General features: G+C 66.2%; 20 protein-coding genes and 1 pseudogene. 12 read left to right on the forward strand and 9 right to left on the reverse strand.

What is annotated here, in order from left to right; translation table 11 throughout:
- Positions 1-32 precede the first annotated feature (32 nt).
- The 5 genes and pseudogenes from C3L37_RS15145 to C3L37_RS15165 all read left to right on the forward strand — a co-directional run bounded on the left by C3L37_RS15145 (position 33) and on the right by C3L37_RS15165 (position 6,002).
- A complete protein-coding gene (locus C3L37_RS15145; RefSeq protein WP_129115443.1) occupies positions 33-329 on the forward strand; it encodes an ABC transporter permease subunit in 297 nt (98 codons plus the stop codon).
- A gap of 119 nt (positions 330-448) precedes the next feature.
- Positions 449-1,114 carry a hypothetical protein gene (locus C3L37_RS15150; protein WP_129115444.1) on the forward strand — a complete coding sequence of 222 codons (666 nt, stop codon included), beginning with the start codon at positions 449-451 and terminating at the stop codon, positions 1,112-1,114.
- Positions 1,115-1,222: 108 nt separating this feature from the next.
- Positions 1,223-4,054, forward strand: a complete 2,832-nt coding sequence (locus C3L37_RS15155) for a glycoside hydrolase family 2 protein (RefSeq protein ID WP_129115445.1) — start codon at positions 1,223-1,225, stop codon at positions 4,052-4,054.
- The gene (gene dgoD / locus C3L37_RS15160; protein WP_129115446.1) at positions 4,051-5,202 is read left to right on the forward strand and encodes a galactonate dehydratase; all 1,152 of its coding nucleotides are present in this window, start codon (positions 4,051-4,053) and stop codon (positions 5,200-5,202) included. The genes C3L37_RS15155 and dgoD overlap by 4 nt, the downstream gene beginning before the upstream one ends.
- 2 nt (positions 5,203-5,204) lie before the next feature.
- Positions 5,205-6,002 (forward strand): annotated as a pseudogene (locus C3L37_RS15165) (SDR family NAD(P)-dependent oxidoreductase).
- A 52-nt stretch (positions 6,003-6,054) separates the two neighbouring features.
- On the opposite strand, the gene C3L37_RS15170 reads toward C3L37_RS15165, so the two are convergent.
- Positions 6,055-6,696, reverse strand: a complete 642-nt coding sequence (locus C3L37_RS15170; protein WP_228546260.1) for an SOUL family heme-binding protein — start codon at positions 6,694-6,696, stop codon at positions 6,055-6,057.
- A gap of 409 nt (positions 6,697-7,105) precedes the next feature.
- Here C3L37_RS15170 and C3L37_RS15175 point away from each other — a divergent pair, with 409 nt between their 5' ends.
- Together C3L37_RS15175 and C3L37_RS15180 are read left to right on the forward strand one after the other, a co-directional pair.
- Positions 7,106-7,387: a hypothetical protein gene (locus C3L37_RS15175; RefSeq protein WP_129115447.1), complete on the forward strand. Its 282-nt coding sequence runs from the start codon at positions 7,106-7,108 to the stop codon at positions 7,385-7,387.
- 531 nt (positions 7,388-7,918) lie between these two features.
- On the forward strand, positions 7,919-8,167 hold the full coding sequence (locus tag C3L37_RS15180; protein ID WP_129115448.1) for a hypothetical protein: 249 nt from the start codon (positions 7,919-7,921) through the stop codon (positions 8,165-8,167).
- A 61-nt stretch (positions 8,168-8,228) separates the two neighbouring features.
- Here C3L37_RS15180 and C3L37_RS15185 read toward each other — a convergent pair whose 3' ends face one another.
- From C3L37_RS15185 to C3L37_RS15205, 5 genes are all read right to left on the reverse strand, one after another.
- Positions 8,229-8,663, reverse strand: coding sequence for a universal stress protein (locus C3L37_RS15185; RefSeq protein WP_129115449.1), 435 nt, complete (start codon positions 8,661-8,663; stop codon positions 8,229-8,231).
- 53 nt (positions 8,664-8,716) lie between these two features.
- A complete protein-coding gene (locus C3L37_RS15190) occupies positions 8,717-10,180 on the reverse strand; it encodes a Cdc6/Cdc18 family protein (RefSeq protein ID WP_129115450.1) in 1,464 nt (487 codons plus the stop codon).
- Positions 10,181-10,382: 202 nt separating this feature from the next.
- Positions 10,383-10,562 carry a hypothetical protein gene (locus C3L37_RS15195; protein ID WP_129115451.1) on the reverse strand — a complete coding sequence of 60 codons (180 nt, stop codon included), beginning with the start codon at positions 10,560-10,562 and terminating at the stop codon, positions 10,383-10,385.
- Positions 10,563-10,652: 90 nt separating this feature from the next.
- Entirely contained in the window at positions 10,653-10,982 is a 330-nt protein-coding gene (locus C3L37_RS15200) for a hypothetical protein (protein WP_129115452.1), read from the reverse strand.
- Between the two features lie 64 nt (positions 10,983-11,046).
- On the reverse strand, positions 11,047-11,274 hold the full coding sequence (locus C3L37_RS15205; protein ID WP_129115453.1) for a hypothetical protein: 228 nt from the start codon (positions 11,272-11,274) through the stop codon (positions 11,047-11,049).
- Between the two features lie 300 nt (positions 11,275-11,574).
- Here C3L37_RS15205 and C3L37_RS15210 point away from each other — a divergent pair, with 300 nt between their 5' ends.
- The gene (locus C3L37_RS15210) at positions 11,575-13,956 is read left to right on the forward strand and encodes an alkaline phosphatase D family protein (protein WP_164974764.1); all 2,382 of its coding nucleotides are present in this window, start codon (positions 11,575-11,577) and stop codon (positions 13,954-13,956) included.
- Positions 13,957-14,032: 76 nt separating this feature from the next.
- Here C3L37_RS15210 and C3L37_RS15215 read toward each other — a convergent pair whose 3' ends face one another.
- Positions 14,033-14,329 (reverse strand): DUF5518 domain-containing protein, encoded by a 297-nt coding sequence (locus C3L37_RS15215; RefSeq protein ID WP_228546261.1) that lies wholly within the window; start codon positions 14,327-14,329, stop codon positions 14,033-14,035.
- A 559-nt stretch (positions 14,330-14,888) separates the two neighbouring features.
- On the opposite strand from C3L37_RS15215, the gene C3L37_RS15220 reads away from it, so the two are divergent.
- Positions 14,889-15,125 (forward strand): hypothetical protein, encoded by a 237-nt coding sequence (locus C3L37_RS15220; protein WP_129115456.1) that lies wholly within the window; start codon positions 14,889-14,891, stop codon positions 15,123-15,125.
- 38 nt (positions 15,126-15,163) lie between these two features.
- On the opposite strand, the gene C3L37_RS15225 is transcribed toward C3L37_RS15220, so the two are convergent.
- Positions 15,164-16,015 carry a VOC family protein gene (locus C3L37_RS15225; protein ID WP_129115457.1) on the reverse strand — a complete coding sequence of 284 codons (852 nt, stop codon included), beginning with the start codon at positions 16,013-16,015 and terminating at the stop codon, positions 15,164-15,166.
- A gap of 128 nt (positions 16,016-16,143) precedes the next feature.
- On the opposite strand from C3L37_RS15225, the gene C3L37_RS15230 reads away from it, so the two are divergent.
- A complete protein-coding gene (locus C3L37_RS15230; protein WP_228546262.1) occupies positions 16,144-16,914 on the forward strand; it encodes a hypothetical protein in 771 nt (256 codons plus the stop codon).
- 28 nt (positions 16,915-16,942) lie between these two features.
- On the opposite strand, the gene C3L37_RS15235 is transcribed toward C3L37_RS15230, so the two are convergent.
- Complete coding sequence (locus C3L37_RS15235) at positions 16,943-18,379, reverse strand: MATE family efflux transporter (protein ID WP_228546263.1); 1,437 nt, start codon at positions 18,377-18,379, stop codon at positions 16,943-16,945.
- Between the two features lie 326 nt (positions 18,380-18,705).
- Here C3L37_RS15235 and C3L37_RS15240 point away from each other — a divergent pair, with 326 nt between their 5' ends.
- A complete protein-coding gene (locus tag C3L37_RS15240) occupies positions 18,706-19,035 on the forward strand; it encodes a hypothetical protein (RefSeq protein ID WP_129115458.1) in 330 nt (109 codons plus the stop codon).
- A gap of 464 nt (positions 19,036-19,499) precedes the next feature.
- Positions 19,500-19,787: a hypothetical protein gene (locus C3L37_RS15245; RefSeq protein ID WP_129115459.1), complete on the forward strand. Its 288-nt coding sequence runs from the start codon at positions 19,500-19,502 to the stop codon at positions 19,785-19,787.
- Positions 19,788-19,812: the final 25 nt, after the last annotated feature.

Below are 19,812 nucleotides of genomic sequence, written 5' to 3' on the forward strand. Positions count from 1 at the left end.
CGTCGAACCGACTGAACTCGCACCTGTTCACCATGCCGGCAGTCGCGCTCGCGACCGTCTGGTGGACGCTCGGATTCAACTTCGTCATCCTGCTGTCGGCGCGACAGGGCGTCCCCGAGCGCCTGTACGAGGCGGCGCGGCTGGAGGGCTTCTCGACGTTCCAGATCTACTCGCAGCTAATGCTCCCGCACATGAAGTCGCCGCTGACGGCGCTCGCGCTGTACACGTTCGTCACCAGCTGGAACCAGTTCCTCTGGCCGCTGATCGTGCTCCAGACGGAGGGTTCGTACACGCTCCCCATCGGGCTGGTCACGCTGTCGAGCAACTAGAACTTCCAGCCGGGGCTAATGATGGCCGCGATGCTGCTCGCGTCGCTCCCGCTCTTCGTCGTGTTCCTGTTGCTGCAGGACTACCTGATCAGCGCGGTCAGAATCCAGGGGACGACGGGATGAACGGGAACGAACGCGGTTTCGACGTCGACGCGTTCCGCCGCGGCGTCGCGGGCGCTCGGAGCGTCGTCTTCGAGCACGCCGTGTCGCTGCTCGTCGTGAGCCTCGCGTGGTTCGTCGCGTCGTTGCCGCTCGTCACCATCGGCCCGGCGACGCTCGCGTCCTACGCGACGATCGACTCGTTGCGCGGGCGGGGATCCGTCGATCGCGCCGCCGTGGTTCGGACGGTCCGGCGCGGCGGCGTCCACGCGGCGGCCCTGAGCGCGCTCCCCGCCGTTCTCGGGACGACGGCCGCGATCTACGCGGTCGAGTATGCGACCGGCGGGGGACTCCTCGCGGGCACGCTCACCGTCGTCACGGGGTACGCGACGCTGTACGCCGTGTTGGTCCTGATTCCGGCGTTCGTCGCCCTGAGCCGCGGTGAGACGCCCGCGGACGCGCTCCGGATCGGGTGGACGTGGACCGCGGCCCACCCGACCCTCGCGCTCGTGATGGGGCTCGCGACGCTCTGTCTGTTCGTCGCCACCGCGGCGCTGACGGTCGCGTTCGTCCTCTCCTTTCCGGCGCTCGCCTTCTCGTTCCACGTCGAACTGTACGACGCGTCGACGACGGAACGAGCCGACGAACCGACGCGGACGGTCCGCGGTACAGCGACACACTCATAACGATGCAATCACGAAACCAACCGATTTGACCGAGACGTATGCACGACCCAACACCAGCGGACAGGACACCGGCGGTCCGGCCGTCACCGGACCGAGGAGCACAGCCACATGAGTAACGACGGCGGACGTGACTCGTCGACGCGAACCGCGCACAGCCTCGCGGGGCACTGGGAGTTCTGCGTCGACCCGGACGGCGATCCGGATGACGCCGACGCCGACACCGAGCGGTGGCACCGACCGGACGCGTCGTGGCCGGCCGACGCAACGATGGTGACGGTGCCGCACGCGTGGCAGGAGGAGGACGACGTCCGCGAGTACGCCGGCGTCGCGTGGTACCGCCGCTCGTTCTCCCTCGACGAGGACGAAGACGCCCCTCGCGAGTCCGCGACCCGATACTTCCTCCGCTTCGGCGCGGTCGACTACGAGGCGACCGTGTGGCTCAACGGCGAGCGGCTCGGCGCCCACCGGGACGGGTACCTCCCCTTCGAGTTCGACGCGACGGACGCCGTCGTCGCGGGGAAGAACGAGCTCGTCGTCCGCGTCTTCGACCCCGAGGACATCTCGGAGATCCCGCACGGTAAGCAGGGCGAGCCGTGGTACACGCGGGTGAGCGGCATCTGGCAGGACGTCACCCTCGAATCCCGACCGTCGGCGCACGTCGAGTCGATCCGCGCGACGCCCGACCTCGCCGACGATTCCGTCGCGGTCGAGACCGCGGTCGCGACGGCCGACGAACGGGACCCGACCGACTTCACCTGCGTCGTCGCGGTCGAGCGCGACGGTGTCGCGGTGGCGGAGGCGAGCGTCGACGTCGACCCCGACGGCACCGCGTCGGCGACGCTCAGGATCGACGACGCGGTGTACTGGACGCCCGACTCCCCGATGCTGTACGACGTGCGCGCGACACTCGAACGCGACGGCGAGGCCGTCGACGAACTCCGCGATTCCTTCGGGATGCGGGAGATCGACTTCGAGGACGGGCGGCTGTACCTGAACGGCTATCCGCTGTACGTCCGCGGCGCGCTCGATCAGGCGTACTACCCCGAGACGCTGTACCGCCCGTTCGACGACGACCTCTTCGAGCGCGAGATCCGGACCGCGAAGGAGCTGGGCTTCAACCTCCTCCGCAAGCACATCAAGCCGGCCCACCCGGACTTCCTCGACGCGGCGGACCGGCTCGGCATCCTCGTCTGGGAGGAACCGGCCAACCCGTCGGTCTGCACGGAGCGCTCGAAGGAGGAGGTCAGGACGCAGATCCGCGGTCTCATCGAACGCGACTTCAATCATCCGTGCGTCGTCGTCTGGAGCCTCTACAACGAGGAGTGGGGCCTCGGCAACCCGCAGGGGCTCGCCGAGGAGACCTCCCTCTGGGAGGACGAAGAAAAGCAGGCGTACCTCGCCGACCTGTACGAGGAGGCGAAGGCGTGGGACCCGACGCGGCTCGTCTGCGACAACTCCGGGTGGGCGCACGTCGCGACCGACCTGAACGACTACCACCGCTACTTCGTCAGCCCCGACCGGGCCGACGCGTGGAGCGACGACCTCGACCGCATCCTCGATCGGCCGGCGGACAACTACGGGACGGTCGACGAACTCGGGGACGCGCCCGCCCCGGCCGACGCGCCGCTTCTCGTCTCCGAGTTCGGAACGTGGGGGCTCTACGACGTTTCCGCCCTGCGGGAGCGCTACGGCGGCGATCCGCCGTGGTTCTCACACGACTTCCTCGACGAGCCGCTCAAGCGCCCCGAGGGCGTCGACACGCGGTTCGAGGCGACGAACCTCCCCGCGACGTTCGACGGGTTCGAGGACCTGGCGGAGACGTGGCAGGCCCGCGAGTTCGAGTCCGTCAAGGACGTCATCGCGGAGATGCGCTCGCGCGAGTCGGTGGCGGGGTACGTCATCACCGAGTTCAGCGACATCGAGTGGGAGTTCAACGGCGTCCTCGACTACCTCCGCGAGGAGAAGTCGTTCCACGACGACTTCGCCGCGGCGAACGCCCCGGTCGCGGTGCGGCTCGAACCGGCCCGCCGCGCCGTCTGGGCGGACGACCGCGTCGCCGTCGACGCGACCGTCTTCAACGACACCGGGACGCCGCTCGCCGGGACGCTCCGGCTCTCGGCGCTCGGCACCGATGCGACGGAAACGGTCGAGGTCGACGCGTTCGGTCCGACGGCGTTCGAGGGCCGCTTCGAACTCGACCTCCGGTCCGCGGACGCCGCCGGGGTCGAAGCACTCGAACTCGCCTTCGAGACGCCGGAGGGGACGGTCCGGACGACCGAGTTGATCACCGTCGTCGAACGCGAGGGGGCGGCCGCCGGCACGGCGGACGGTGCGGCTGCGGGGGATGCGACGAACTCGACGGACGACGCGGAGGCGACCGGCGCGTCGGCGTCGGCGGCGACGGTGTACACCGACCTGCCGTCGCTCGGCGACCGTCTCCCGGAATTCGGATACGCGGTCGTGGACGTGCCCGCCGACGCCGACGTCGCCGTCGTCTCGTCGCTCTCCGACGGGCTCGAAGCGCGCGTCGAGGCGGGGCTGCCGGCGGTGCTCGTGCCGGGCGACGACGGCCACATGGAGTCCGCGGACGCGGTCGAGTACCGATCCCTTCCGGAGACCGAGAGCTGGAACCTCGTCGCGTCGCTCTTCTCGCACGACAGCGACCTGCTCGCCGACCTCGACGCGACCGGCCGGCTCGGGTGGGCCTTCGAGGATCTCTACCCCTACGAGGTCGTCGCCGACCTCGGCGCGGACGACGCCGTCGAGGTTGGCTACGTCGAGGGATGGCTGGCGAACTGGTCGAGCCCGCTCGTCCGACGCGACGCGGGCGAGGGAACGCTCTGGATCTGCACGTTCCGAGTTCCGGAAGGGTACGGCGCGCAGCCGGTCGGCACGTGCGTTCTGAACCGACTCATCGACGGGTGTAAGGAGGAAGCATGAAGATCACGGACTACGAACTGTTTGAGGTGCCGCCGCGATGGCTGTTTCTGAAGATCACGACGAGCGACGGGCTCGTCGGCTGGGGCGAGCCGATCGTCGAAGGCCGCGCGCACACGGTCCGCGCGGCGGTCGAGGAACTGATGGATCACCACCTCCTCGGGAGCGATCCGACGAACGTCGAGAACCACTGGCAGACGATGTACCGCGGCGGCTTCTACCGCGGCGGTCCCATCCTCATGAGCGCGATCGCGGGGATCGACCAGGCGCTCTGGGACATCAAGGGCAAGGGGTTCGGCGCGCCGGTCTACGAACTCCTCGGCGGTCGCGCGCGGGACCGGATCCGCGTCTACCAGTGGATCGGCGGGGACAGGCCCTCGGAGGTCGGCGCGGCCGCGCGGGAGAAGGTTGACGCCGGGTTCACGGCGCTGAAGATGAACGCGACGCCGGAGATGCGGCGGGTCGACACGCCGGCGGCCGTGGCGGACGCCTGCGAGCGCGTCGCCGAGGTGCGCGAGGCGGTCGGCCCGGAGGTCGACATCGGCGTCGACTTCCACGGTCGCGTCTCGAAGCCCATGGCGAAGCGCATCGCGAAGGCCATCGAGCCGTACGAGCCGATGTTCATCGAAGAGCCGGTGCTCTCGGAGCACCTCGACTCGCTGTGCGAGATCGCCCGGCACACCTCGACGCCGATCGCGACGGGCGAGCGGCTGTACTCGCGGTGGGACTTCAAGGCCCTGTTCGAGCAGGGGGTCGTCGACGTGATCCAACCGGACCTCTCGCACGCGGGGGGGATCACGGAGGTGAAGAAGATCGCGGCGATGGCCGAAGCCTACGACGTCGCGCTCGCGCCCCACTGCCCGCTCGGTCCGATCGCCCTCGCCGCCTGCATGCAGGTCGACGCGTGCTCGCCGAACGCGCTGATCCAGGAGCAGAGCCTCGACATCCACTACAACGAGACGAGCGACGTGCTCGATTACCTCGCCGACCCGAGCGTGTTCGACTACCGCGACGGGTACATAGAACTCCCGGACAGCCCGGGCCTCGGCGTCGAGGTCGACGAGTCCACGGTCCGGGACCGGTCCGAACGCGACGTCGACTGGCACAACCCGGTCTGGCGGCACGCCGACGGGAGCGTCGCGGAGTGGTGACGATGACGGACGCGAACACCCCGTGGCGTTTCTCGGGATCGGTCGCGCTCGTGACCGGCTCGACGCGCGGCATCGGCGAAGGGATCGGCTGACGGCTCGCCGCGGAGGGCGCGGCGGTCGTCGTCACGGGTCGGAGCGCGGACGCGGGGGAGGCGGTCGCGGCGTCCATCCGCGACGACGGCGGCGACGCCGTCTTCGTGCGGGCGGACGTGCGCTCCCCCGAGGACGTCGAGGCGCTCGTCGAGGAGACCGTCGCCGCCCACGGGAGGCTGGACGTGCTCGTCAGCAACGCGGGCGCCCAGACCGAAACCGGGGCCGCTGAGGCGACGCTCGACGACTGGGAGTTCGTCGTCGAGACCAACTTCCGCTCGTACTGGCTCTGTGCGAAACACGCCGCGAAGCACGTCGAAGAGGGCGCGATCGTGAACGTCTCGTCGAACCACGCGCGCCTTACGATACCGTCGCACTTCCCCTACAACGCGGTGAAGGCGGGCATCGACGGGATGACCCGCGCGATGGCGCTCGACTTCGGCCCGACCGTCCGCGTCAACTCGATTAATCCGGGCCGGGTCGACGTCGACCGAACGACGGCCGGCGTGCCCGAGGACGAGCGGGCGGACCTCGAAGCGATCCATCCGCTCGGCCGATTGGGCGTCCTCCAGGACGTCGCCGGCGCGGTCGCGTTCCTCGCGAGCGACGACGCGGCGTTCGTCACCGGTACGACGCTCCTCGTCGACGGCGGCCGGTCCGCGGTCATGCAGGACGACACGCTCCCTGACTATCGCGCCCGCCGGGAATAGCGAGAACGAGCGGAGCGAATGCGAACACGAGACGGCACTATCGCCGGCTTGCCTATCCTATTTCGACGGCAACCTCGTTCCGCCGCAGGAACGGCGGCGTCCACGGGTCGTTGTACTGCATGACGAACGGCGTCCCGCCCGGTTCGACGCCATGCTCGGAGAGCACCTTCAGCAGCCTCCGCTCGTTCCGCGCGACGCGTGCCTCGGTCGCGTACCACGAAAACGAGCGCACGGCGAGCGTTCGAGGCTCTTCGCGGTCGAGAGTGACGTCGGCCTCGGACGCCCGCGGCGCGGTCTCGAAGGTGTACTCTGAGGGCAGGTAGAACGCCATCTCGACGGCGTCGCCCGCGCGCCGCGATGCGACCGGAGCGGTCATCTCGATCTTCTCGCCGCGCGTCGCCACCGGAGCTGTCATTTCGATCTCCTCGGCCGAGAGGTTCCTCCCAGTGATGTACCCGTACAGGCGGCGGAACGCCTCGTTCGAGTCGGGAGCCGTCGTCCGCGCGGCGACGAGCTCCGGATACCGCCGAATCTCGATGCCGTCGAACTCGTCGACCGTCGTGTACGGCACACGCTTCGTCCCGTACGCGACGTACAGCCCCCACCCTACCCACGCCGCGGCGAGGGCACCGATTCCCGCGAGCGCCGATTTCATTCGTGCGTTCATCATCCCTTCTTCGTCGACCTCGAACATGTATCTGATTCCTGATTGGGGCGGAAAACCGGATTCACTACACATCTGGTAAAAATAATTCCATCCCACTGATAATAATACGAATGCTCACCGCACGCGTCTCGAGGCCCTTCTCGAAAATCAACTATTGCTCGCGACTCCCCTCCTAAAATGTGGGTTATCCGATCGTATCTCCGATATATTCCAGGTGATGTTCCATTATCGGGTCCCGATCGGAACGACACATGCGGCGTGTTTTTCTCACTTCCGGTGAAGAACGAGTATTCGGATACCGAGGTGTTTTTGGAACGTTCCCGGCGGTGATGGACTGATCGGCCGTCGGGCGACGCTCGTCGAGCCGTCGACCGTCTGGCTCGCGGCGTTCGATCGGCCCGAATGTTAATTCTCTCTCACGCTCCTCTTCAGAGGGATGGCACTCGACTACCGCGTCGCTTACGCGAACCTCGACGCCGCCGCCGAATCGCTCGCGCACGACGACGACGAGCGCGCTCTCGCGTACGCGGCTGAGGCGCACACCGTCTTTCAGGACGCTCGTCCGTCCGACTCCCTCGCCGAGTTCGAGGCTGCGCTCGAAGCGCTCCGCGGCGCGATACACAGGCCGGCGACCGACGCGGAGCCGGAGCGGTTGGTAGAACGGATGCGGAACGCGGTTCTCTCTCACGAACGCGCGGACACGCGCTCGACTCGCTGATTCGTCGGTTCGAAGGGGGAGAGGGAGTCGGGGGTGCCCGGAATGGGGGTGCCTCTGATTTCTTTTATCTCCGCGACGTTCGTCGGATTTTTCCCACCTATCCTCGGACAGGAATCAGTCGAACCGCAGTGGTTAAAAGCTTTTCGTTATGTTTCGACAAGCGTCCGGGAAAATTACTAGATCTGGAATCATATCCGGCTTTGTCTTCCGTATTAGAACTGTTTTTTACCGTTAAGATTCCGAGGACTCCCGTCGGTTCGGACGATCGACCCGCGTCCGATCACGTTCGTGGATACCTGCTGCGGTCTCGAACGAGTGCGTCGGCGCCGTGTCGTCGTTCCAAACGTAAGTTTTTGGACTCACCGTTCTTCGGACTCGTGTCTTTCTCCGAACAATCCAACGCGACCGAACCGTTCGTCTTCGAGATGCACGCCCGTCTGACGTCCGCCGAGACGCCGCCCAGCGGGGAACCGCTTAACTGGTTTCAGCGCGTTCTTATGATCCGAGGCGTTCGCGAAGGAGGTGTGCGTTATGACTAGGGACGAAAACGAGCGACGGGAACGGCGAAGATCGAGCGAGCGAGTTGCCGACGAGGACGTCCTGAACGCGCTTCGCGCCGCGCCGTTTCCGACGGTGAACACGCGATATCTCGCGATCGAACTCGACCTCACTTACGACGCGACGGCTCGCCGCCTTCGGCGACTGCGCGACGACGGACGCGTGGAGCGTCTCGAAATCGGCGATCGGCTCGTCCTCTGGTGGCTCCCGGACGAGGTGTGAACGCCCGCTCGGACGATCCGCCGCGACTCGCGTCGCGCGCACGGTCGCTTTCAGGATCGCGCTACCGGACGATGGTGACCGGAACGGGCGAACGGCGGGCGACCTTTTCGGCGACGCTCCCCAGCAGGATGCGACTCGCGCCAGATCGCCCGTGGCTCCCGATGACGACTCGATCGACGTCGTTGTTCTCGGCGTAGCCGACGATCGCCCGGGCCGGCGAGCCGGTTTCCGAAGCGGTCGTCACCTTCACCCCGCGCTCCGTGGCCAGTTCGCGCGCTGTGGCGAACACCTCCTCGGCTTTCGCTTCCTGTTCTCTTCGAATCTCGTCGAAGTTGCTCAGCGTGGTTCCCTCCATCGCCCCGTACCCGTGAACCTCGGACGGGTCGAGAACGTGGATGACCGTGATCTCGCTTTCGGGGTGCGTCGCGAGCGCGTATTCGAGGGCTTCGCGGGACGGTTCTGACGCGTCCATCGGGACGAGAGTGCGGTCGCTCATGGCGTCGTCTTCTACGGGCGCGAGCCACAAATACGGTCCGCTCGTCGGAACGTCTACTCGAGCGTCGCGGGTTCGATCCCGGCGTCGGCTTCGAGAATCGTGCGCGTCTCGCTGCGAGGGACCGAGAGGCTGATCTCTTTCGTCCTGCCGTACCGACCCTTGCTGACGACGATCGCGTTAACGATTCCGAGCGCGTCGAGTTCTCCGATCAGATCGGTGACCCGGCGCTGGGTCAGCACGTTTGCGCCGATCGAGCCGCAGAGCACCTCGTACGCGTTGAACACCGCGCCGGTACTCGCCGTTCGGCCTCCCCGCCGCTCCAGCTCGATGACGGCGAGTAGGACGAGCTTCGACTGCGTCGGGAGCGTTCTCACGATCTCGTCGATCCGATCGAACTCGACTTTCTCCTGCGCCCGCCGCACGTGCTCCTGCGTCACGCCCTTTTCCGCCGACCGCTCGGCCAACTCGCCCGCCGCCCGAAGGAGATCCAGCGCCCGGCGGGCGTCTCCGTGCTCCTGGGCGGCGAGTGCCGCACAGAGCGGCACGACCCCGTCCGCGACGACATCGGACTCGAACGCGACCGCTGCGCGCTGGTCGAGGATGTCCCGCAGCTGAGCCGCGTCGTACGGCGGGAACACGATCTCCTCCTCGCCGAGGCTCGACTTCACCCGCGGGTCGAGAAAGTCCGTGAACGTCAGATCATTCGATATCCCAATGATGGACACGCAGGAGCGACGCAGGTCTGCGTTCATCCGGGAGAGGTTGTACAGCGTGTCGTCGCCGCTTTTCTCGACGAGTTTGTCGATCTCGTCCAGGATGACGACGGCCACCCGGCGGAACCGGTCGATCGCCTCAAAGAACTCCCGGTAGACCCGATCCGTCGGCCACCCGGTCATCGGAACTCGCTCGATCCCCTCCCGCTCCCGTTTTAGCTCCGCGATCCGGGCGTCCACGTCCGCGATCGACTCGAAGCCGGCGTCGCTGACCGTCTCCGGGGATCGATTCGCCCGTTCGCACACCTCCTCGAGCGCATCGATTCGCTCACCGATCCGGCGGCGATTGTCCTCGATGAACGCGTTCGCGAGCCGGGCAAGAACTCGATACCGCGTGTCGACGACCTCGCAGTTGACGTACTCGACCTCGCAGGACGCCTCCTCGTCCGTCGCCGTCTTCTGGAGTTCCCCACTGACGTACCGCGCGCTCGCCGTCTTTCCGGTCCCGGTCTTTCCGTACACTAGTATGTTGGATGGCGTCTCGCCGCGGAGCGCTGAGACCAACACCGTCGCGATCGAGTTGATCTGAGCCGACCGGTGCGGGAGCCGTGACGGCGTGTAGGACGGGCGGAGCACCTCCTTCTGTGCGAAGATCGGCTGTTCGTCGAGGAGCGGATCGAACAGCTTCGGTTCCCGCGACGGTTCGTCGTTCGCCCCGGCCGGCCGCTCTCCGTCGTCCCTCGCTGACTGCCCTTCGTATCGTTTCGACAGCGTGCCGTTCCGCGGTGCGTTCTCGTGTGACATGTGTCGTGCTCCGACTGCTACGCTCGCCGCGCGGGAGCCCGGGACGACTCCCCGCCGTCGATCGCCGGCGGGCGCGTACCGGATAGACGTTGCGGACGCCCACGTTTAGTTAATCGTTGCTTGCCCTATGAACCCCGCCGAGCGACGTGCCCGAAGCCGGCCGATTCGCCGCCGATCAGCCGTCTCGTGCGATCGTGCGGATTCAAGCCGTTTGGGGGCTGAGAAATTCCTGATACGATCTGTAACACGGTTTGCAGAGGAGTTCCAGCCGATCGAGCGGCTCGTAACCGAGGTCCGCGCTCTCGATACGAAGCCAGACGTGCGGCTCTCCGTCAGCGAGTTCGCGTCGACACCGCGAACAGCGGGTCCGTTCTTCGACCATACCACGTGGTGTGCTTCCAGTACCCATAGATGTTACTGTCGAGTTCGATTGAGAGAGGGTGCGAGGCGTCGTCCGAAGGTACGACTTGCGTCAGCGGAAGGTGTCGAGCCGGCCGATCGCCCTCTCGTCGAGTTCTCTGACGACCGACGGCGGGAGCGACGATTTGAATTCGACGAGGTTGTCGATGGCGAGGCGGAAGGCCTCCTCCTGTTCCGCTTCGGTCCCCGACTGGAGCGCGTCGTCGATCGCGAGCGCTTCGTCGCGGAAGGCGTCGGCCGCGTCTGCGTAGTGTCGCGCGCGGGGCGGATCGGTGTGCTCCGCTACCGCCGTCGCGATCGACGAGAGCGTCTCGACGTTCGAACGGAGGATTTTCAACCGCGTTCGAACCGGGAGTTCCCGGTCGTCGGTTCCCTCCCTCATAGCTCGTACCTCTGCGGTCCACGACTAAAGTCATTAACGTGTCGGCGCGCTCGTTCCGTCCCGGTTACTCTTCGATCTCATCGAGTCGTCGCTGGACGGCGTCCAGCTCCGCTCGTAACTCTTCGACGTGCGTTTCCAACCCTTCTCGATCGTCTATCCCGTGGACGTCCCGCTCTAATCGCCGCACCCGCGTCGCCAACGAAGGCGGCGCTTCGAGGTTCTCCGGCTCGTTGCCGGTGACTTTCTGTTCGATCAGCTGGACGCGCCGTTTGAGACGTTCAATGTCCTTCATGGACCTCTATGTTCGGCACGGAACCCGTTGTAGCCTTTCATCGGTCGCGCTTCGACACCGTCTCGACGCGCATCGTGTCTCAGAACCCCCTCGGAGGGGGAAAGGACCGACCGCGCCACGATCGCGTCGTCCGTCTAGTACGCTGATATCCCCGCCGAAACTGACAGTTGCCCAATAATTTATCCCGTCCCGCGACCCACCGTGTTAGCTGAGATGGATGGAGAAACCCGTGGGGGGTCCACCCCACGGAGGCGGGGTGGACAGCCCAGTCGTCGGAAGGTTCTGAAGCGGGTAATCGCGGTGAGTGCCGGCGCGTCGGCCGTCGCCGGACACACCCGCGCGTCGAAGGGACTGATCCCGTGGCGGCGCGTTCGCGAGTCCCATCTGACTCCCGTCTCGGCGCTTCCGGACGGCGTCACCCGCGCATGGATCGGACCGCACTTCTGGAGCAACCGCTTGCAGGATTGGCGGTTGCGCGCCGGCAGGATCGAGTGCCTTCGCGGCGATGCGGGCTACGAGATTCGGACGGTGAGCGTGCTGACCCGAACGATCGTGGCCGGGCGGCTGCCGGGACACCTCCGCGTTACGACCGGGCTCGCGGGCGAGGCAGAGCGCGGCGGATTCTGCGGATTTCTCGTCGGCGTCGGAGGGCCTGATCTGGACTACCGCGCGGCAGCACTGGCGCAGCACGGATCCGGTGAGGGTGGCGGATTCCTGTGTACGTTCGACCGGAGCGGACGACTCTGGTTTCGCGAGCACACGAGCGAATCGGAACCGCTCGAATTCAAAGCGCTCCCCGCGCGAGTGCGGTACCCGTCCGGCGGTCCGATCCGTCCGGCGGCCGACGACCGTCTCGACCTCGCTCTCGATCTCCTCCCCCAGCTGGACGGTCGATTCGAGGTTCGGCTGACGGTTCGAGACGAGCCGACCGGCGAACTTCTCGGCGCGGCGGTCCGCTGCGACGTCCCGGAGGCGGAGCTGACGGGCGGGATCGCCCTCGTCTCGTCGCCGCCGCCCCGAAAGCCCGGCGCTCGCTGGTGGTTCCGGGATCTCCGAACGGGGGGCGAGAAGGTCGCGTCCTTCCCGGACCGGACCTTCGGCCCGATCGCCGGGACTCTGTACACCGTGGACGGGAACTCGCTCCGCCTCTCGGCGCAACTCCTGCCCGTCGACGAGGGCGACGTCCGGATCCTCCGTCTCGACTATCGACCGGCCGGGTCGACCGATCGGTGGCGACGCGGCCCGACGGCCGATCTCGAACCCGGATACACAGCCCTGTTCACCCTCGACGACTGGGACTCGACGCGCGCGTGGGACTACCGCGTCGTCTACCGCTCGCGAACCGCCGGTCCGGTCGCCTATCATGGGCGGGTCCAGCGAGATCCGGCGAACGAGGGCGAGTTCACCGTCGGGCTGTTCAGCTGTACCGCACCGACGGCGCGGGGGCTAGAGGCCGGACGGTTCGACCTGGGGACGGCGTCGCACGAACGGTTGGGCCGGTACACGCAGGAGAACCTCTACTTCCCGTATCCGGAACTCGTCGGAAACGCTCGCAGACAGCGCCCCGACCTGCTCGTGTTCGCCGGCGATCAGCTCTACCAGAACAACCCGACCAGAATCGAAGGCCGCGAGAATCCGACGCTCGATTACCTGTACAAGTGGTACCTCTGGGTCTGGGCGTTTCGACCGCTGACCCGAGACACGCCAACCGTCGTTCTCGTCGACGACCACGACGTCTACCAACAGAACCTGTGGGGCGAACGTGGCGAGAACGCGCCGCGAAACGTCTCCCGGGCGGGCGGATACGTCGGCACCGCCGCGTTCGTCAATCTCGTCCAGCGGACGCAGTGCGCCCACGATCCGGCTCCGTACGACCCCACGCCGGTCGAGCGCGGGATCGATGTCTACTACTCGTCGTTTCGCTACGGCGGGGTCGACTTCGCCCTTCTCGAAGATCGGAAGTTCAAATCGAGTCCGCGAGCGGGCGAGTCGGCGCGGGGCGAGGAGCGGGACGAGGAGCGAGACGCGCTGCTCGGACGACGGCAGAAGCGGTTCCTCCACGAGTGGACCAACGGCCTCGACGACGACGCGGTGCCGATCTGTCTCAGCCAGTGTCTCTACGCGTGCGTCGAGACGACGGCGGACGGGTCGCCGGCGACGGACCGCGACTCGAACGGCTATCCACCAGCGGGGCGCGACGACGCGATCCGACGCTTCCGGGACGCGGGCGCGCTGGTTCTCTCCGGTGATCGCCACCTCGCGACGCTCGTCCGCCACCGCGTCGACGGACACCCGGCCGGCGTCCTCGAATTCAGCGGCCCGGCGAGCGCGTCGCTGTACCAGCGCTGGTTCGAACCGGACGGACGAGGGGACGATCTCGGCGACGCGGACCCAGTGGACTTCACCGACGCGTTTGGAAACGAGGTGCGAGTCCTCGCAGCCGCGAACCCGAAAGTCGCGCTCGACGCCTACCGCGGGCGACGAGCGGGGAGCGGCCGGACGATTCGGGACCGACGCCTGAAACGAGAGGGGTACGGCGTGGTCCGAGTCGATCACGAAAACCGACGGTGTCGGCTCGAATGCTGGCCCTGGGACGAAGATCCCACAGAGAGCGCCGCTCGGCAGTTCGACGGGTGGCCCCACGAGTTCTCCCTCGGCGAGCTCGGCCCCGCTTGGGAGTAATACGAACTGTTCGTATTATACGGATAATTCGTATAATGCATCAGGTTCACCCCCGGTTTGATACGCGCGAGCGAAGCTACTTCGCGGCCGGTCTCGCGCGGCTCGCGGCGGTGCTATTCTTGATGGTGCTGCCAAGCGCGCCGCCGACGGCGCCGGGGATCGCATACTCCACGAGGAGAACCGCGAAGAGCGCCGCGAGCCCGAGTCCGAGGATCCCTGACACGAGCGTTCCGAGCAGCACGAGGACTGCGCCCACGACCAGCACGCCGATGATCGTCGCCAGCGCACCATGCACGGCTCCGCTCGTCATCTTCCTGCCGTCGACGTAGCCGGCGACGACGCCGGTCAGTCCCGCTCCCACGATGGGAAGCATGAGGTCCGTGAGAGGGACGGTCGAACCGCTCAGGACCCGATGATCAGCGTGGTGAGGAACCCATATCCGATTGCTCGCCAGTTGATTTCCATGGTCGACGGGATACTACGTGTTCTCACAGTATGAATTCTCGTCAAATAATTAATGACTACCCGGTTTCCGTGGCAGCCGATGAGTCGAGCTTCGGTGTTCACCTCGCACTTGACGCTCTTCACCCTGTCCGGAGGTCGGGGTTCGACCGGTTCAGCTTCCGATCCGAGAAAGACGTTCCATCATTCCACTTCGTCTATAACGAAATATTTTCTCTCGGAGTATATGTCCGACAGTCGATATCTGATGCGCCGGCATGTTCTCTCATTCGCCGACTGTAAAAAAGATGGCAGTTTATCGTCCGACGGAAGTCAGGCATCAAGGCGCTCACGCCACCTATTAGGATGCACTGCTAACGTTATGACATGAGACGCTGGACGCTTCGACCTCCCCCCGCCCCAGAGTCTGATGCGGAACTATCCCCCGTCGACGACGTGACGGACGTGCCTTTCCGATCGTCGCGGGCGAAATGGATCGCTTCGGCCAACTCGCCAGGATCGCCGGCGTCGTCTCAGCGTTCCGGCGAGGGTCGCGCCGTCGACTGGGGGTGGCCACGGTGACCCATGAGCCAGATGGGTTTCGCATCGTCCGAACGCTCACGAGCGAACGCGACGCGCACGACCTTGGCGAGGAAGTCGCGCGCGCGGTCGAAAACTCGTTCGCTGAGGGGGACGTTCTTCGCGTCGACGTTCGAAAGATCGGATGAGCGGGCGCTTTCGAACCCGCGGCGGGCTGCGGACCCGACTACTCCCCCGCGACCCGCAGGCGGAGCCCGATTCCGTCGGGATCGGAGACGTCCATCCCCTCGTCGGCGACCGCGTCAGAAATCCCCCGTCCGTCGAGGCGCGCCTGTGCGGCTTCGAGCGCGTCGTGGTCGGGGACGACGAGTTCGAACCGCCGAAGTCCTCGACCCGTCGGCGGCGCGGTTCGGCCGTTCCACACGTTCAGCCCGACGTGGTGGTGGTAGTCCCCCGCGGCGACGAACAGCGCGGCGTCGCCGTACAGTTGGCGAACGTGCATCCCAAGCGCGTCGACGTAGAACGCGCGCGAGGCCGAAAGCGACGAGACTTCGAGGTGGACGTGCCCGACCGTCGTGCTGTTCGGGGCGGTCGGTTCGCCGCGCCCCAGATCGCGGATCTGGTCGAGGTCGAGCGGGAGCGTGTCCATTCGGACGGCCCCGTCGTCCGCACTCGGCCACACGTCCCGCGGCCGATCGCGGTACACTTCGACGCCGTTGTCCTCAGGATCTGCGAGGTAGAGCGCCTCGCTCACGCGGTGGTCCGACGCGCCGTCGAGCCGCCAGCGCGCCTCGATGCGTTCGAGCGCGTCCCCCAGCGCAGCCCGGGAAGGGACGAGGAACGCGGTGTGAAAGAGTCCCGTCTCGTTCCGCTTGCGCTCTGGTGCGTCCGAATCCGCGCACAGTTCGAGCAACGATTCGTCGCCGGCCCCGAGAACGGTTCGGTCGCCTTCGCGCCGCCGCACGGCCAGTCCGATCACGTCCCGGTAGAACGCGGTCGTCAGATCGAGATCGTTCACGTGGAGCGAGACCTCGCCGGTGCGGGTTGTTCCGGGGAGCGTTCCGTGGGGGCCGATCATGACGATAGATCGGTGGGGCGTCGTCATAAAGCGGGCGCCGGCCGGTCAGTTTGTTCGGACAGTCCGACGACGGCGAACGAACCTGTCTAATTTATCACGTTTCCCATCCTATAGGCATCGTTATGCGAATGAACGTAACTGACGTCCTGAAGACCGGTGCGAGCCGGAGCGTCGAGCGAAACGGACTGTTCCTGATGGGGATCGTCTTCGTCCTGTCGGCGGTCAACGGCCTCCTGGGGTTCGGGATCGCGCGGTGGGCGGCGGAACAGGGGGGCGGCACGGCCGCCCCTCAATCGGACCCCGCGATTCTCTTGGCCGTGGGGCTCGCCGGCCTCCTCTCGCTCGCCATCGGGGTGGCGACGATCGTCGTGAGCATCGCCGCGATCCGCGTGTTCGTGAGCGACGAGACGGAGCGGTTGCCTCGGGAGTACTTCACCCGTAACGTCGGGTGGGCAACACTCAATTTCATCGTGGGCGCGATCGTCTTCGGCATCGTCGTCGCGCTGGGCTTCGTCGCCCTGATCCTCCCGGGCATCTTCCTGCTCGTGACGCTGGCGTTCTGGAGCGTCTACGTCGCCGTCGAGGATCAGAACTTTGTCCGAGGATTCCGCAGCAGCTGGGCGCTCACCCGCGGGTACCGCCTCGACCTCGTCCTCCTCGGGGTGGCGGTCCTTCTCGTCACGCTGGCGCTGAACGTGGTCTTCGGCGTCGGGAATCTCGCCGGCGCGGGCGTCGGACTCGTGTTCGCCCAGATCGGCAGCGCCATCGCGACCGTCTTCTCCACGGCGGTGCTCGCGACCGCCTACAACGAACTCACCGCGCGCTCGGCTGAAGAAGAGGGGACGATCCCGTCGAGCAGGGGCGCGACTCCTGCGGACGACGCGGCCGAGAGCGTCTGACGCCTCGACGGCCGCGCTCCCGGCCCGATCAGTCGTCGGCGACGTCGGGCCGGTACGACCGGCTGATCGCCTTCCACCGGCCGCGGTCGAACCGATAGTACGTCACGAGCGCCGGGACGAGCGTCTCGGCGACGAGCGCGAGGGAGAGCGCCGCGACGCCGAGCGACGTCGCGACCCCGAGGTACGCAATGGGGAGTGCGAAGACGTAGAAGCCGAGCACCTGCCCGTACAGCGGCCAGCGGGTGTCCCCGCTCGCGCGAAGCGGCCCCGTCGCCCCGCCGATGACGCCGTAGAAGACGACGCTCGCGCACGCCGCGTAGATGAAGCCGTCCACGAGCGGCAGGACGGTCGGGTCGTCGACGAACGACCGGCCGATCGGCTCGGAGAAGGCGGCCACGACGAGCGCCACGATGAGGTAGACGACGATCGAAAAGCGGAGGACATCGCGCGCGTACCCCTCCGCCTTCCACTCCGCGCCCTTCCCCAGCGCCTGCCCGACGAGGCTGCTCGACGCGAGGCTGAATCCCCACCCCGGCGTGTCCATGAGCGCTCGGACGCGGAGGGCGATGACGAAGGCAGCCACGACGTTTGGCCCGAAGAGTCCGACAATCGCCAGCAGGGGAAATTGCCCGAGCGTCCGGGCCAGGTTCGTCAGGACGAGCGGCGTCCCGATGTCGACGATCCCGCGGACCGCCGAACGGTCGACGCGCAGGTTCGACGGATCGACGGTGACCGGAAAGCGACCGACGAGCGGGAGAACGCCCCTGACGAGACCCAGCGCGAACCCCGCGGTCACGACCACGTTCGCGAGGACGGTTCCGACGGCAGCGCCGACGACGCCAAGTCCGAGTCCGAAGACGAGAACTGCGTTGATGCTGACGTTGGCGACCGCGCCGCCGGCGCGCAGGAGCATCGGGATCCGAGCGTCGTCCGCCCCGACGAGTGTCCGGCTCCCGACCAGATTCAACGCGGCGAACGGAATGCCGAGGCTCACGATCCGGAGGTACGTCGCCCCGTGGGTGACCGCGTCGCCGCCGGAGCCGACGAGCGCGACCAACGGCTCCGAGAGGAACCAAAAGAGCGCGGCGACCGGGAGCGTCACCGCCGCGGCGAGGGCAGCGCTCGCCTTCACCGTCGCGTCGAGTTCATCGTGGCGGTTCGCGCTGTAGCGCTGGGAGATGAGGCCGATCGCGCCGTCGGCGACCCCGCCACCGAGCGCGAACGCCAACCCCCAAAAGGGCGTCGCGAATCCGACGCCCGCGATTGCCGCTGGACCGACCGCCAGCCCGACCATCGCGATGTCGACCGCCGACTTCGACATGCGCGCGAGACCGGTGACGATGCGTGGCCACGCGAGGTCCGTCGTGTGCGTGACGCGCCGCTCGTCGATGAGGTTCAGCCGAACCAGCAGGCGGCCGATCCCCGCGAGCAACTCCCTGACCGGATTGATCCATTTCCCTTGCACAGATCCATCCGTAGGTTCCCCGCTCGCGCTTAAATTCCTTTGGGTACAATATGGAAATAAAGTAACGAACGTTCGTGATCGTCACGTGATATCACCGTCCGGGATCTAGATATTCGAGCGCCGATGATCGTCGGCGACGACGTTCAGTACGTGCACTCATTATTACACTTCGACATACCATTTCTCGAGTATTGTCGGTCCCGACCGCGCTCCGCGCACTTTCCATCGCGCGTCCTCCGACCTATCGCGAGTGTGTGCCCTATATTTATTACTGTCGAGCGCTACTATGAGACTCGTTGGTGTCAACATCCATGAGAAGGTTTACAGTGGTAGTCATAATCGGCCTGTTGTTCCTCGGTGTCGGTTCGACCGCCGCGGTCGCAGCGAGCGGTAACGCCGAGACGGACGTCAAAGAGATTGGCAGTCAGGACATCTCCATCTCCGACACGACGCTCACCGTGTCGGACGTCCACGTTTCGGGATCCGATCTCCCGAGCAAGTCGATCGACGAGAAGCGGTACACGATCGACGACGCGTCGTTCACGCTCCGTGGGCTCACGGTCACCTACCAGGACCAGACGTACGAGATCTGTCGGATCACCCTGACCATCGACGACGTGGGGATCGTACTAGAGAACATTTCGATCGGGGAATAACCGTCGATTCTCGACCGACTGAATCCAATCCATTATCTCCTTTCCGGCCCCACTGACTATGGATGTTTTTCGAACAGAATGTCGAACCCGTTGAACCGAACGAGTACGCGATGCTCTTCGTACAATTCGCTCAGACGCCATTTCATAACCGAACTGATCGGTGATTTATGCCCGGGCGGCTGTCGGACCGTAATTCTCGGCTCACTTTCGATTCTCCCGCCCATTTCGATGAGAATTCGCTCAAACAGCGAGACATATCGTTGGATATCTCAGGTGACGTCCGCTATCCCAGCGAAAGCTAGGGGGATTAGTCACCGGGGAGGCAGTCGGTATCTACCAATGCGTCTGACGCGCGCCTGACTAACCCTTATTATGACCCGGTGCGCGCTATCGGTTATGGAACACGGACGCGCGACGACGCCCGACCCGCCCGACGCCCGCGCCGCGCCCGGCGGGGTGGTCTGATGAGCGATGGACAGATTCAGATCGAGATACTCGTTGCCGACGACGCCGACGAACGACTGAAGGTCGAATCGAATTCCCGGATCGACGTTTCAGTGAACGGGCGCATGTACCCGACGGCGAAACTTGACGACGAGCGCTACGTCGCCTGGTGGTTCGACGCCGTCGCCCCCGAACCAGACGACCCCGCGACGACGGAGTGGGTGGTCGCTCCGACCCGGTATCTGGCCGCCGCGACGCTCGGCGAGCTCTGGAATGATCCGACCGCTTTTCACGCGCTCACTCAGTGAGCGCTCGCGATTACGAAGATAGACC

This window comes from Halegenticoccus tardaugens (genome assembly GCF_004116405.1).
GTDB lineage: Archaea > Halobacteriota > Halobacteria > Halobacteriales > Haloferacaceae > Halegenticoccus > Halegenticoccus tardaugens.

Excerpts from the sequence above, each read along its gene's own strand:
- C3L37_RS15145 (WP_129115443.1), top strand. The coding sequence starts at position 33 with ATGCCGGCAGTCGCGCTCGCGACCGTCTGGTGGACGCTCGGATTCAAC.
- C3L37_RS15150 (WP_129115444.1), top strand. The coding sequence starts at position 449 with ATGAACGGGAACGAACGCGGTTTCGACGTCGACGCGTTCCGCCGCGGC.
- C3L37_RS15155 (WP_129115445.1), top strand. The coding sequence starts at position 1,223 with ATGAGTAACGACGGCGGACGTGACTCGTCGACGCGAACCGCGCACAGC.
- dgoD (WP_129115446.1), top strand. The coding sequence starts at position 4,051 with ATGAAGATCACGGACTACGAACTGTTTGAGGTGCCGCCGCGATGGCTG.
- C3L37_RS15170 (WP_228546260.1), bottom strand. The coding sequence starts at position 6,696 with ATGTTCGAGGTCGACGAAGAAGGGATGATGAACGCACGAATGAAATCG.
- C3L37_RS15175 (WP_129115447.1), top strand. The coding sequence starts at position 7,106 with ATGGCACTCGACTACCGCGTCGCTTACGCGAACCTCGACGCCGCCGCC.
- C3L37_RS15180 (WP_129115448.1), top strand. The coding sequence starts at position 7,919 with ATGACTAGGGACGAAAACGAGCGACGGGAACGGCGAAGATCGAGCGAG.
- C3L37_RS15185 (WP_129115449.1), bottom strand. The coding sequence starts at position 8,663 with ATGAGCGACCGCACTCTCGTCCCGATGGACGCGTCAGAACCGTCCCGC.
- C3L37_RS15190 (WP_129115450.1), bottom strand. The coding sequence starts at position 10,180 with ATGTCACACGAGAACGCACCGCGGAACGGCACGCTGTCGAAACGATAC.
- C3L37_RS15195 (WP_129115451.1), bottom strand. The coding sequence starts at position 10,562 with ATGGTCGAAGAACGGACCCGCTGTTCGCGGTGTCGACGCGAACTCGCT.
- C3L37_RS15200 (WP_129115452.1), bottom strand. The coding sequence starts at position 10,982 with ATGAGGGAGGGAACCGACGACCGGGAACTCCCGGTTCGAACGCGGTTG.
- C3L37_RS15205 (WP_129115453.1), bottom strand. The coding sequence starts at position 11,274 with ATGAAGGACATTGAACGTCTCAAACGGCGCGTCCAGCTGATCGAACAG.
- C3L37_RS15215 (WP_228546261.1), bottom strand. The coding sequence starts at position 14,329 with ATGCTTCCCATCGTGGGAGCGGGACTGACCGGCGTCGTCGCCGGCTAC.
- C3L37_RS15220 (WP_129115456.1), top strand. The coding sequence starts at position 14,889 with ATGGATCGCTTCGGCCAACTCGCCAGGATCGCCGGCGTCGTCTCAGCG.
- C3L37_RS15225 (WP_129115457.1), bottom strand. The coding sequence starts at position 16,015 with ATGATCGGCCCCCACGGAACGCTCCCCGGAACAACCCGCACCGGCGAG.
- C3L37_RS15230 (WP_228546262.1), top strand. The coding sequence starts at position 16,144 with ATGAACGTAACTGACGTCCTGAAGACCGGTGCGAGCCGGAGCGTCGAG.
- C3L37_RS15245 (WP_129115459.1), top strand. The coding sequence starts at position 19,500 with ATGAGCGATGGACAGATTCAGATCGAGATACTCGTTGCCGACGACGCC.